Source organism: Thauera sp. SWB20 (assembly GCF_000831325.1).
GTDB classification, from domain to species: Bacteria; Pseudomonadota; Gammaproteobacteria; order Burkholderiales; family Rhodocyclaceae; genus Thauera; species Thauera aminoaromatica.
Window position 1 is genome coordinate 196,590 of sequence record NZ_JTDM01000015.1, and the last position, 12,820, is coordinate 209,409.

Here is a 12,820-nt window from a genome sequence, read left to right on the forward strand (position 1 = left end):
TCAGTCCTCGCCGACGAGTCCGGCGTCCTTGAGCATCTGCTGCAGTTCGCCGCTGTCGTACATCTCGCGCATGATGTCGCTGCCACCGACGAATTCGCCCTTGACGTAGAGCTGCGGGATGGTGGGCCAGTTGGAGAATTCCTTGATGCCCTGACGGATCTCGGGGTCGGCAAGCACGTTGACCGCGAGCACCTCGCGCACGCCGCAGCCCTTGAGGATCTGCACCGCGGTGGAGGAGAAGCCGCACTGCGGGAACTGGGGCGTGCCCTTCATGTAGAGCACCACGCCGTTGTTGGTGACCTGATCGCGGATGACGTCCTGGATGTCCATTCTGGAAACCTGAAAAAGTTGAGTTAAACAGTCGGGAAATAATAGGCGTTGCGCGCCGCCAGCGTCAACGCGAATCGCGCGTTGCGCGCCCCAGCCAGCGCCCCCCCGAGACGCGCTCGATGCCGGCGAGGTCGGCCCACGAGGCGATCGCGGCAAAGCCGGCGTCGGCGAGCAGGCCGCGCGCCGACGCCGCCTGGTCGTAGCCGTGCTCAAGGAAGAGCCAGCCGCCATCGACCAGGCGTGCCGGCGCGCCGGCGACGATCTCGGCGAGGTCGTCCAGGCCCTGCGGCCCGGCGGCGAGCGCGCCACGCGGCTCGAAGCGCACGTCGCCCTGCTCGAGGTGCGGGTCGCCCGCAGCCACGTAGGGCGGATTGGACACGATGAGCTCGAAGTGCTCGTCGCCGAGCGCGCCGAACCAGTCGCTCTGCACGAAGGAGACGCTCGCGCCCAGCCTGGCGGCGTTGGCCATCGCCACCCACAGCGCCTCGCGCGAGCGGTCGAGCGCGACCACCTCGGCCGCCTCGAGCTCGAGCGCCAGGGTCACCGCGAGCGCCCCGCTGCCCGTGCCGAGGTCGAGCACGCGCAGCCCGCGCCGTCCGGGAAAGTGCGCGAGCGCGAGCTCGACCAGCAGCTCGGTCTCGGGGCGCGGGATCAGCACCGCCGGGGTGACGAGGAACTCGCGCCCGTAGAACTCGCGCGTGCCGGTGAGATAGGCTACCGGCTCGCCGGCGGCGCGGCGCTCGACGAGGGCGCGGTACTCGGCCCAGTCCTCCGCAGCAAGCTTCTGCTCCGGCCACGCCACCAGACGCGCGGCCGGGCACTGCAGCACGTGGCGCAGCAGCACGCGCGCGTCCATCTGGTCGATGCGCGCGCGTGCCCAGGCGAGCGCGCCGGCGATGTCGATCCCGTCGGCAGACGGCGCGGCGGGACTCATGCATCCTCCCCGAGTGCCGCGAGCAGGTCGGCCTGGTGCTCGAGGGTGAGCGCGTCGACGATCTCGTCGAGCTCGCCCTGCATCACCGCATCGAGCTTGTAGAGGGTGAGGTTGATGCGGTGGTCGGTCACCCGCCCCTGCGGGAAGTTGTAGGTGCGGATGCGCTCGGAGCGGTCGCCGCTGCCGACCAGGCTCTTGCGCTGCGCGGCCTCGGCGCTCTGTTGCGCGCGCACCCTGGCGTCGTACAGGCGCGCGGCGAGCACCGCCATGGCCTGCGCCTTGTTGCGGTGCTGCGAGCGATCGTCCTGGCACTCGACGACGATGCCGGTGGGAATGTGCGTGATGCGCACCGCGGAGTCCGTCTTGTTGATGTGCTGCCCGCCCGCGCCCGAGGCGCGGAAGGTGTCGATGCGCAGGTCGGCGGGGTTGATGTCCACCGCCTCGACCTCGTCGGCCTCGGGCAGCACGGCGACCGTGCAGGCGGAGGTGTGGATGCGCCCTTGGGTCTCGGTCACCGGGACACGCTGCACGCGGTGGCCGCCGGATTCGAACTTGAGCTTCGAATAGGCGCCGTTGCCGACCACGCGGGCGATGACCTCCTTGTAGCCGCCGAGGTCGGATTCGCTCGCCGACACGATCTCCACCTTCCAGCGCTGGCGTTCGGCGTAGCGGGTGTACATGCGCAGGAGGTCGCCGGCGAACAGCGCCGCCTCGTCGCCGCCGGTGCCGGCGCGGATCTCGAGGAACAGGTTGCGCGCGTCGTTGGGATCGCGCGGCAGCAGCGCGCGCTGCAGCTCGGCCTCCAGCGCTTCGATGCGCGCCTCGCCCTCGGCAAGCTCGAGTTCGCCGAGCTCACGCATCTCGGGGTCGGCGAGCAGCTCGCGCGCGGTCGCGCAGTCGGCTTCGGCCTGGCGATGCTCGCGGTACAGCGCCACCACCGGCTCGATCTCGGCGCGCTCGCGCGAGAGCTCGCGGAAGGCGTTCATGTCGCGCGCGCCCTCCTCGGAGGCGAGCGTGCGGTCGAGCTCTTCGAGCCGGTTTGCGAGGTGTTCGAGTTTGTCGCGGATGCTCTGCTTCATGACGGAGGAAGGACGCGCACACGCCGCCGGCGGGCGGCGGCCTGCGGAGCCGTGCGGCTAGTGGGAATCGCGGGACAGGTTGAAGAGCTCGCGCACCACGCGGCCGGCTTCGACCTTGTGCTCGCCCTCGGCCTGGTTCAGGAAGCGGGTGGGGCCGTGCATCAGCTTGTTGGTGAGGCCGTGCGACAGCGCCTCGAGCACGCGCTGCGGGTCCTCGCCCTTGGCGAGCAGGCGCACGGCGCGCTCGAGCTCGGCCTGGCGCAGGCTCTCGGCGTGCTCGCGCAGCGAACGGATCACCGGCACCGTCTCGCGCGCCGACATCCAGTGCAGGAAGCCATCAACCCGGCTGGCGATGATCTGCTCGGCCTCGATCACCGCCTGCTGGCGCGACTCCATGCCGGCCTCCACCACCTGGGCGAGATCATCCACGGTGTACAGGAAGATGTCGTCGAGTTCGGCGATCTCGGGCTCGATGTCGCGCGGCACGGCCAGATCGACCATCACCATCGGGCGATGGCGGCGCGCCTTGACCGCGCGCTCGACCATGCCCAAGCCGACGATGGGCAGCGGCGCAGCCGTACAGGACACGACGACGTCGAAACGCGGCAGCGCCTCGCCAATCTGATCGATGCGCATGGTGGTGGCGCCGAAGCGGTCCGCCAGGGCCCTGGCACGCTCCTCGGTACGGTTAGCCACCGCCATGGATTTGGGCCGAGCGCCGCCGAAGTGGGCGGCACAGAGCTCGATCATCTCGCCCGCGCCGATGAAGAGCACGTGCTGGTCGGCAACGCGCTCGAAGATGCGCTCGGTCAGATGCACGGCCGCAGCGGCCATCGACACCGTGTTGGCGCCGATCGCGGTGGTCGAGCGCACCTCCTTGGCCACCGCGAAGGTGTTCTGGAACAGCTTGTGCAACAGCACGCCCAGGGTGCCCGCCTCTTCGGCGTAGCGCGCGGCGTCCTTGACCTGGCCGAGGATCTGCGGCTCGCCGATCACCATCGAGTCGAGCCCGCTCGCCACCCGGAAGACATGGCGGATCGCGTCGCGCTGCGGGTAGGAATACAGGTAGGGCGAGACCTCGGCGAGCGCGAGGCGGTGGAAACGAGCGAGCCAGTCGGCCGCGTGCTGGGGCTGCTCGGCGGCGAAATAGAGCTCGGTGCGGTTGCAGGTCGACAGGATCGCCGCCTCGCGCACCGAATCCGTATGGGCCAGATCGTGCAGCGCCTGCCCCATGCGCTCGGGCTGGAACGCGACGCGTTCGCGGATGACGAGCGGCGCGGTGTGATGGTTCAAGCCGAGGGCGAAGAGTTGCATGCGGGAGGGGGGTGGGACGGAGCGAGCCGGATTATAACACCGCGCCTGCGCCCCAAAATTGAGCCGGAACAGCGACTTCTGGCCGCAAATTGACGCCGCAAAGCAAATGGGCCGACACTCGGTCGGCCCATCGGGATTCTGGTGGCCAGTCGCGGAATCGAACCACGGACACGCGGATTTTCAATCCGCTGCTCTACCAACTGAGCTAACTGGCCAACGAGGTCCGCATTATAGCCAGTCTTTTTCCTTTGTCAAAGGGTTTGGCGAAAATGCCCGAAAAGCTCAGCCCAGGGCGTCGTGATCGCCCTGCACCTGCCGCGGTGGCTGCAGGTGGCTGCGCGGGAAGACCACGCGGGCGAGCGTGCCGCGTCCGCCCGGGCCGGCGTCCAGGGTGACGGTGCCGCGGTGCAGCTCGGCAATCTCGCGCACGATCGGCAGGCCGAGGCCGGAGCCATCGACGCCGCTGCCGAGCACGCGGTAGAAGCGCTCGAAGACGCGCTCGCGGTCGGCCTCGGGGATGCCGGGACCGTTGTCCTCGACCTCGAACACCGGTGAGCCGGCGTAGCGCGTGCGCGCGGTGACGCTGCCACCGCGCGGGGTGTACTTGATCGCGTTGTCGACCAGGTTCTTCAGCATCTCGCGCAGCAGCACCGGGTTGCCCTCCACGCGCAGGGCCGTGTCGCCCGCCTCGACACCGAGGTCGATCCGCTTGGCCTGCGCGCGCGGATAGAGCTCCAGCGCCACCTCGCGCACGATCGCATCGAGGTCCACCGTCTCCACCGCGTAGAGCTTCTCGAAGCTCGCCTCGGCGCGGGCGAGCGAGAGCAGCTGGTTGATCAGGTGGGCTGCGCGGTCGGTGCTCTCGGCGATGCGGGTGAGCGACTGGCGCAGCTGGTCGGGGTCGGTCTCGTGCATGGCGAGGTCGGTCTGCATCTTGAGCCCGGTCAGCGGCGTGCGCATCTGGTGCGCGGCGTCGGCGATGAAGCGCTGCTGCGCCTGCAGGTTCTCTTCCAGGCGCGCCATCATGTCGTTGTAGGCGATGATGAGCGGACGCACCTCCTCGGGCACGCTGGATGGCTCGACCGGTGACAGGTCGGTGGGACGGCGGCGGCGGATCAGGCTCTGCAGCCGGTTGAGCGGCGCGATGCCGCGGCTCAGGCCCACCCACACCAGCACCACCGCGAGCGGGATGATGGCGAACTGCGGCAGCAGCACCCCGGTGACCACGCGCGAGGCGAGGTCGGTGCGCTTGTTGCGCGTCTCGGCGACCTGCACGAGCACGAAACGATCGGCCTGCGCAGGGTCGGGGCGCACGAAGCGCCAGGCGATGCGCACCTCCTCGCCCTGGATCATGGCATCGCGCAGCTGCACCTCCTCGCCGTCGACTGCGGACGAGGTCGGCATGGGCGGGATCTCGGCGTCGCCGCTGACCGTGACGCCATTGACGTCGGCCACCTGGTAGTAGACGACGTCGTCCTGGTCGGCGCGGAACAGCGCGCGCGGCGGCGCCGGAAAGCGCACCACCACCTGGCCGTCCTCGACCTCGACCAGGCGCGCGAGCGCGCGCACGCCGTCGGCGAGTGCGAGATCGTAGGGCTGGTTGGCGATGCTGTCGGCGACGTTGTGGGTGACGATGATCGAGATCGGCCACAGGAACAGCAGCGGCGCGAGCATCCAGTCGAGGATCTCGCCGAACAGCGAGTTCGGCGGCCCGGACTTGCGCGGCGCGTTTGCGCCGCGCGGCGCGCGCTCAGGCCTGGACTTTCGCCGCAGGGGCAGCATCGGGGTTTTCCAGGCAGTACCCCAGGCCGCGCACGGTCACGATGCGCACGCCGCTGTCCTCGAGCTTCTTGCGCAGGCGATGGACATAGACCTCGATCGCGTTGCTGGACACCTCCTCGCCCCAGCCGCACAGGTGGTCAACGAGCTGGTCCTTGCTGACCAGGCGGCCGACACGCAGCAGGAAGATCTCGAGCAGGCCGATCTCGCGCGCCGACAGCTCGACGAGCTGGCCGCCGATCTTGACCACGCGGTCGGCCTGGTCGTAGCTCAGCTGGCCGATCTCGATGCAGCGCGGCTGGCCGGTGCCGCGGCGGGTAAGCGCACGCACGCGCGCTTCCAGTTCGGGCAGGGCGAAAGGCTTGGTGAGGTAGTCGTCGGCACCGGCATCGAGCCCGCGCACGCGGTCGTCGACGCCATCCTGCGCGGTCAGGATCAGCACCGGCTGAGCCGACTTGCGCGCGCGCAGGCGCTTGAGCACCTCGATGCCGTTCATGCGCGGCAGGCCGAGGTCGAGGATGAGCAGGTCGTAACCCTGGCCCGCGAGCGCGGCATCCGCCTCCATGCCGTCCGCCACGTGATCGACTGCACAACCACCGCGCCGCAGGGCGCGACAGATGCCGTCGGCGATCACCGGATCGTCTTCCGCCAACAGGATACGCATAGCATTCCGGCTGTAAGTTGCTTGTAAGCGGAGATTCAGAGAATGTTTCCGCTGTTCTCCTTTTGCTCGGTCTTCGGGGACGTGGCTGCTGCGCGCAGCGGCGTTCCGGGGAGCGCCCGCCCATCTGGGCCGCGGCGCTCCCCACCGACTTTTACTCCCCGAATTAAATAATTATCCCACGCTTTGCGCAGTCGCAGGCAGCCTCCCCGGCGGCTGGACGCGGGACGGCTCGCGCCGTGCCGGAACCGATGGACGCAAAAAGGCCCCGCCGAGGGCATTCCTCGACGAGGCCTTGTTCGCTTGCAGCGGGCGGGAGGTCCGGCGGACCGGACCTTCCCGGGCAGGCAGTTACATGCCCATGCCCATGCCGCCCATGCCACCCATGCCGCCCATGTCGGGCATGCCGCCCATCGGCTTGTCCTCGGCCAGCTCGCCGACCATGCAGTCGGTGGTCAGCATCAGGCCGGCGACGGACGCGGCGTTCTGCAGCGCGGTGCGGGTGACCTTGGTCGGATCCAGCACGCCCATCTCGACCATGTCGCCGTACTCGCCGGTGGCGGCGTTGAAGCCGTAGTTGCCCGAGCCCTCGACGACCTTGTTCACCACCACGCTCGGCTCGTCGCCGGCGTTGGCGACGATCTCGCGCAGCGGCTGTTCCATGGCGCGCAGCACGATCTTGATGCCGGCATCCTGGTCGTGGTTGTCACCCTTGAGCTCGCCCAGCGCGGCGCGGGCACGCAGCAGCGCGACGCCGCCGCCGGGGACGATGCCCTCTTCCACCGCAGCGCGGGTGGCGTGCAGGGCGTCCTCGACGCGGGCCTTCTTCTCCTTCATCTCGACTTCGGTGGCGGCACCGACCTTGATCACCGCAACACCGCCGGCCAGCTTGGCCACGCGTTCCTGCAGCTTCTCGCGGTCGTAGTCGGAGCTGGCTTCCTCGATCTGCACGCGGATCTGCTTGACGCGCGCCTCGATGCGGTCGGCCTGGCCGGCGCCGTCGATGATGATGGTGTTTTCCTTGCCGACTTCGATGCGGGCAGCCTGGCCGAGGTCGTCCAGGGTGGCCTTCTCGAGGGTCAGGCCGACTTCTTCGGCGATGACCTGGCCGCCGGTCAGGATGGCGATGTCTTCCAGCATGGCCTTGCGACGGTCGCCGAAGCCCGGGGCCTTGACGGCGCAGGTCTTGAGGATGCCGCGGATGTTGTTCACCACCAGGGTGGCGAGCGCTTCGCCTTCGACGTCCTCGGCGATGATCAGCAGCGGACGGCCCGACTTGGCGACCTGCTCGAGCACCGGCAGGAGGTCGCGGATGTTGGAGATCTTCTTGTCGAAGAGCAGGACGAAGGGCTGCTCGAGGATGGCAACCTGCTTGTCCGGGTTGTTGATGAAGTAGGGCGACAGGTAACCGCGGTCGAACTGCATGCCCTCGACCACGTCGAGTTCGTTCTGCAGCGACTTGCCGTCTTCGACGGTAATCACGCCTTCCTTGCCGACCTTGTCCATCGCACGGGCGATGATGTCGCCGATGTCGCTGTCGGAGTTGGCCGAGATCGAGCCGACCTGGGCGATCTCCTTGTTGGTCGAGCAGGGCTTCGACAGCTTCTTGAGCTCGTCGATGGTGGCGACGACGGCCTTGTCGATGCCGCGCTTGAGGTCCATCGGGTTCATGCCGGCGGCGACGAACTTCATGCCTTCGCGCACGATCGACTGCGCCAGCACGGTCGCGGTGGTGGTGCCGTCACCGGCGATGTCCGAGGTCTTGGAAGCGACTTCCTTGACCATCTGCGCGCCCATGTTCTCGAACTTGTCCTTCAGCTCGATTTCCTTGGCGACGGAGACGCCGTCCTTGGTCACGGTCGGGGCGCCGAACGAGCGCTCGAGCACGACGTTGCGGCCCTTCGGGCCCAGGGTCACCTTGACCGCGTTGGCGAGGATGTTGATGCCGGCGACCATGCGCTCGCGGGCGGAATCACCAAACTTGACTTCTTTAGCTGCCATTCTTCAGAACTCCGGAATCGTTTCGATTAGGGTTGATCGGTGCGGGGGAGGCTCAGGCCTCGACCACGCCCATGATGTCTTCCTCGCGCATCACGAGGAGTTCGTCGCCTTCGACCTTCACGGTCTGGCCGGCGTACTTGCCGAACAGCACCTTGTCACCGACCTTGACGGCCATCGGACGGACCTTGCCGTCGTCGAGGATCTTGCCGTTGCCGACCGCGAGGACTTCGCCCTGATCGGGCTTCTCGCCGGCGCTGTCCGGGATCACGATGCCGCTGGCGGTCTTGCGTTCGGCTTCGAGGCGCTTGACGATCACACGATCATGCAGGGGACGAATCTTCATCGAGTTCTCTCCTAACTGAGGTTCAACTGTCTGGGTTGATGAAACACGCGGAACCAGTCCGCAGGAAAAGGATCTGCTGTGGCGATGGACGGGCTTGCACCCGTCGATCGAGGCTTGTTAGCACTCGACGCCAACGAGTGCTAATAATAGGGACGGGTCCAGAGGATTTCAAGTGCGCTTCCTGTTAACTTTTTTCTGCGCCGTGATGGCGCTCGCCGCGGCGCCCCTCCACGCCCAACGCCAACCTCCCCCCCTCGCCGCCTCCATGGACGCACGATGGAAGGGCGCCGCCTTCGAGGGCGACCGCGCCAGCCTCGCCCGCCTCGCCGCCGCCGGCGCCAAGGTCGTGCGCGTGTACCGCCAGTCCGACGCCTGGGTGCTCGACGAGGCGCACCGCCTCGGCCTGAAGGTGGTGATGGGGCTGTGGCTGGAGCACCCGCGCCACGGTTTCGACTACGCCGACGCGCGCGCCGTGCGCGCACAGGAAGACGCCCTGCTCGACTTCGTCGCCCGCCACCGCAAGCACCCTGCCCTGCTCGCCTGGGGCGTGGGCAACGAGATCGAGACCGGGGTCGCCGACCCGCTGCCGCTGTGGCGCGCGGTCGACCGGCTGGCCGCGCGCATCCGCGCGCTCGACCCCGACCACCCCACCATGATGGTGGTCGCCGACACCGGCATGGACGCCTTCCGCGCACTCGCCGGCTGCTGCCCCAACGTCGAGCTGCTCGGCATCAACGTCTACGCCGGTGCGGTGTTCGACCTGTCGCAGCGCCTGCGCGCGGCCGGCATCGCCAAGCCGGTGGTGGTCGCCGAGCTCGGCCCGCTCGGGCAGTGGCAGGCCGGGCGCAAGCCCTGGGGCGCGCCGGTCGAGCTCACCAGCACCGAGAAGGCGCGCTTCTTCACCGAGGCCCTCGCCTTCCTCGACCAGCAGGCGCAGATCCGCGGCGTCTTCCCCTTCCTGTGGGGCGCGAAGCAGGAACAGACCGCGACCTGGCACGGACTGCTGCTCGCCGACGGTAGCCCCACCGCGATGAGCGACGCTCTCGCCGCCGCCTGGGGGCGGCCGCAGCCCCGGCCCGCACCGCGCATCCGCGGCATCGGCATCGGCGCGGACGAGTTCGCCGCCGGCGCGGAGATCTCCGCCGGCATCGACGCGGTCGCCCACGACGGCAGCGCGCTCGCCGCCGAGTGGGCCGTGCACGCCGAGGCCACAGACCTGCGCAAGGGCGGCGATGCCGAGACCCCGCCCACGCGCATCGACGTGCGCGTGCTGCACGCCGATGCCGCCAGCGTGCGCTTCGTCGCCCCGGCGCAGCCCGGCGCCTACCGCCTCTTCATCACCGTGCGCGACCGCGAGGGCAAGGCAGGGACGGCGAACCTGCCGTTCCGGGTGAGGTAAACGAGGCCTCGCCCGCAGCAGCGTCGTCTCCCTCGCGCCTGCGGCTCTCGCACGTTCGTGCCCCCTCCTCCCGTGGGCGCACGGTGCCCGCCCCGCGCATTCCTCCCCGCTTGGTCCGCCGCCCCGCCCCGGGGTTAAGATGACTCGCAGAAGAACCCCAAGCGCAGGAGGCGCGCCCATGTCCGCTCCGCTCACGCCGCCGGCCCCCTTGCCCGTCGAGCGCCTGGCGACTCGCTGCGACCCGGCAGCGCTCGGCATCGAAACCTCCGCCCAACTGCCCGAGCTCGACGTCGCCCGCCTCCACGGCCGCGCGGTCGACGCGATCCGGCTCGGCCTCGACATCCGCGCCGAGGGCTACAACCTCTTCGTGCTCGGCGACCCCGGCAGCGGCCGCCACGAGCTCGTCCGCCGCCTGCTCGAGGACACGCGCGGCCGCGGCGATGCACCCGCGGACTGGTGCTACGCATGGAACTTCGCCAACGCCGCCCAGCCTCGGCTGCTGCGCCTGCCCTGCGGGCGCGGCCCGGCGCTGCGCGACGATCTGGCCCGCTTCGTCGAGGAGCTGGTGCCGGCGATCGGCGCGGTGTTCGAGAGCGAGGAGCACCGCAACCGCATCGAGGCCCTGCAGGAGGAGGCCAAGACGCGCGAGGAGAGCGCCTTGCGCAGCCTCGGCGACGAGGCCCAGAAGCTCGGCGTCGCGCTGCTGCGCACCCCGCACGGCTTCGCCTTCCTGCCGATGAAGGACGAGGGCAGCACGCTCACGCAGGAAGAATTCGAGCAGCTGCCCGAGGCACGCCAGCACGAGCTCGGCGAGCACATCCGCGCGCTGCACGAGCGCCTGCACCGCCTGATGAGCGATTTCCCGCGCTGGCGGCACGAGCTGCAGAACCGCATCCGCGACGCCGGGCGCGAGGCGATCCGCGCCACCGTCACCCACATGGTCGACGAATTGAAGGCGCGTCACGCAGACCTGCCCGAGGTGTGCGCGCATCTGGACGCGGTGCTCGCCGACGTCGTCGCCAGCGGCGAGTCGCTGCGCGCGACGCCGCACGCCGACGAGGACAGCGAGACGCTGACCTACACCGGCAGCATCAGCGTGCAGCGCTATCTGGTGAACCTGCTCGTCGCCAACCCCGCCGACGGCACCCGACCGATGGTGTACGAAGACCACCCCACGCTGCAGAACCTGGTCGGCCGCATCGACCACCTGGTGCACATGGGCACGCTGGTGAGCAACTTCACCCTGATCCGCGCCGGCGCCCTGCACCGCGCCAACGGCGGCTTCCTGGTGCTCGATGCGCTCAAGCTGCTGTCCCAGCCCTTCGCCTGGGAGGGGCTCAAGCGCGCGCTCAAATCCGCACGCCTGCGCATCGAGTCGCTCTCGGAGCTGATCGGGGTGACCGGCTCGGTGCAGCTCGAGCCCGAGCCGATGCCGCTCGAGCTCAAGGTGGTGCTGATCGGCGATCGCCTGACCTACTACCTGCTCGGCCGCTACGATCCCGAGTTCGCCGCGCTGTTCCGCATCAACGCCGACATGGAGAGCGAGATCGAACGCTCCGCGGACAACACCGCCGCTTACGCCTGCCTGCTCGCCACCCTGGCGCGCCGCGCCGGCCTGCCGCCCTTGTCGGCGCCGGCGCTGGCGCGCCTGATCGAGCACGCGGCGCGCCTCGCCGCCGACGCCGAGCGCCTGAGCGCGCGCACCCAGCCGCTCGACGACCGCCTGCGCGAGGCGGCCCACTTCGCCCTCGCCGCCGGCGCCGCGCGCATCGAGCGCGAGCATGTGGACGCCGCGATCGCGGCCCACCGGCGCCGCCACGAACGCATCCGCCTCGGCCACCTCGACCAGATCCTGCGCGGGCAGTGGCTGATCGACACCGCGGGCAGCCACGTCGGCCAGGTCAATGGCCTGGCGGTGGTGCCGCTCGGCGAAGACAGCTTCGCCCACCCGCAGCGCATCACCGCCACGGTGCGCGCCGGCGCCGGCGAGGTCATCGACATCGAGCGCGAGGTCAAGCTCGGCGGGCCGATCCACTCCAAGGGCGTGCTGATCCTGTCCGCCTTCCTCGCCGCACGCTTCGGCTGGATGCTGCCGCTCTCGCTCAAGGCGAGCCTGGTGTTCGAGCAGTCCTACGGTGGCGTCGAGGGCGACAGCGCCTCGCTCGCCGAGCTGGTGGCCCTGCTCTCGGCGCTCTCGGGCGTGGCGGTGAAGCAGTCGCTCGCCGTGACCGGTTCGGTGAACCAGTTCGGCGTCGTGCAGCCGGTAGGCGGGATCAACGAGAAGATCGAGGGCTTCTTCGACCTGTGCGCGGTGCGCGGTCTCGACGGCCGCCAGGGCGTGCTGATTCCGCGCGCCAACGTCTGCCACCTGATGCTGCGCGACGACGTGGTCGAGGCGGTGCGGGCCGGGCGCTTCGCCGTGTGGGCGGTGGCCGACGCCGACGAGGCGGTGGAGCTGCTCACCGGCGTGGCGGCGGGCGTGCCGGACGAGCAGGGCAGGATGGCTGCGGGCTCGATGAGCCGGCGCGTCGTCGAGGGCCTGCGCAAGCTGGCGAGGATGCAGCGCGAGTTTGCGCGGCGGGGACACGAAGACGACGCCGACGCGGCCGGGCATCGAGGCCGGCCGCACGCATCCTGACGCAGGTGGCGCGCGCCGAGAGCGGGGTCGGCACCGGCCGGACGTTTGCGGCCGTTCGGGCGATCGTCGTCGGGCTCAGCCGGCTCGCCGGCGCGCGTCGCGCAGGTACGCGACCAGGTCATTCACCGTCGCGAGCTTGCGATAGTCCGCCTCGGGAATCTCGACCGCCAGCCGCCCGGCAAGACCGACCAGGAAGTTCAGCCAGTCCATCGAATCGAGGTCGACCTGCTGGCGCAGCGGGCGCTCGGGGCGCAGCCCGGCCTCCTCGATTTCCGGAGCGATTTCCTTCAGCGTTGCGATGACGATGCTGCGCAGTTCGGTGTCGTCCATGGCGGTTCCGTC

At 69.7% G+C, this 12,820-nt stretch carries 11 protein-coding genes and 1 tRNA gene; 2 read left to right on the forward strand and 10 right to left on the reverse strand.

Annotated elements, in window-relative coordinates; genetic code table 11:
• The 9 genes from grxD to groES all read right to left on the reverse strand — a co-directional run bounded on the left by grxD (position 1) and on the right by groES (position 8,441).
• Positions 1 to 330 carry a Grx4 family monothiol glutaredoxin gene (gene grxD, locus PO78_RS06980; protein WP_004311475.1) on the reverse strand — a complete coding sequence of 110 codons (330 nt, stop codon included), beginning with the start codon at positions 328 to 330 and terminating at the stop codon, positions 1 to 3.
• Positions 331 to 394: 64 nt separating this feature from the next.
• A complete protein-coding gene (prmC, locus tag PO78_RS06985; RefSeq protein WP_004311476.1) occupies positions 395 to 1,264 on the reverse strand; it encodes a peptide chain release factor N(5)-glutamine methyltransferase in 870 nt (289 codons plus the stop codon).
• Positions 1,261 to 2,343 carry a peptide chain release factor 1 gene (prfA, locus tag PO78_RS06990; RefSeq protein ID WP_043742877.1) on the reverse strand — a complete coding sequence of 361 codons (1,083 nt, stop codon included), beginning with the start codon at positions 2,341 to 2,343 and terminating at the stop codon, positions 1,261 to 1,263. Before prfA ends, prmC begins: the two co-directional genes overlap by 4 nt.
• Positions 2,344 to 2,400: 57 nt before the next feature.
• The gene (hemA, locus tag PO78_RS06995) at positions 2,401 to 3,657 is read right to left on the reverse strand and encodes a glutamyl-tRNA reductase (protein ID WP_004311478.1); all 1,257 of its coding nucleotides are present in this window, start codon (positions 3,655 to 3,657) and stop codon (positions 2,401 to 2,403) included.
• A gap of 139 nt (positions 3,658 to 3,796) precedes the next feature.
• Positions 3,797 to 3,872: transfer RNA gene (locus PO78_RS07000), tRNA-Phe, on the reverse strand.
• A gap of 67 nt (positions 3,873 to 3,939) precedes the next feature.
• Positions 3,940 to 5,439: a sensor histidine kinase gene (locus tag PO78_RS07005; RefSeq protein WP_004311479.1), complete on the reverse strand. Its 1,500-nt coding sequence runs from the start codon at positions 5,437 to 5,439 to the stop codon at positions 3,940 to 3,942.
• Positions 5,408 to 6,100, reverse strand: coding sequence for a response regulator transcription factor (locus PO78_RS07010; protein WP_004311480.1), 693 nt, complete (start codon positions 6,098 to 6,100; stop codon positions 5,408 to 5,410). The genes PO78_RS07005 and PO78_RS07010 overlap by 32 nt, the downstream gene beginning before the upstream one ends.
• 348 nt (positions 6,101 to 6,448) lie before the next feature.
• Positions 6,449 to 8,098, reverse strand: coding sequence for a chaperonin GroEL (gene groL / locus PO78_RS07015; RefSeq protein ID WP_004311481.1), 1,650 nt, complete (start codon positions 8,096 to 8,098; stop codon positions 6,449 to 6,451).
• A gap of 52 nt (positions 8,099 to 8,150) precedes the next feature.
• Positions 8,151 to 8,441: a co-chaperone GroES gene (groES, locus tag PO78_RS07020; protein WP_004311482.1), complete on the reverse strand. Its 291-nt coding sequence runs from the start codon at positions 8,439 to 8,441 to the stop codon at positions 8,151 to 8,153.
• 265 nt (positions 8,442 to 8,706) lie between these two features.
• Between groES and PO78_RS07025 the strand changes: the two genes are divergently transcribed.
• A complete protein-coding gene (locus PO78_RS07025; protein ID WP_231570645.1) occupies positions 8,707 to 9,840 on the forward strand; it encodes a glycoside hydrolase family 2 TIM barrel-domain containing protein in 1,134 nt (377 codons plus the stop codon).
• A gap of 178 nt (positions 9,841 to 10,018) precedes the next feature.
• Positions 10,019 to 12,478 carry a Lon protease family protein gene (locus PO78_RS07030; RefSeq protein WP_043742881.1) on the forward strand — a complete coding sequence of 820 codons (2,460 nt, stop codon included), beginning with the start codon at positions 10,019 to 10,021 and terminating at the stop codon, positions 12,476 to 12,478.
• A 75-nt stretch (positions 12,479 to 12,553) separates the two neighbouring features.
• Here PO78_RS07030 and PO78_RS07035 read toward each other — a convergent pair whose 3' ends face one another.
• Positions 12,554 to 12,808, reverse strand: coding sequence for an acyl carrier protein (locus tag PO78_RS07035; protein WP_004328524.1), 255 nt, complete (start codon positions 12,806 to 12,808; stop codon positions 12,554 to 12,556).
• Positions 12,809 to 12,820: the final 12 nt, after the last annotated feature.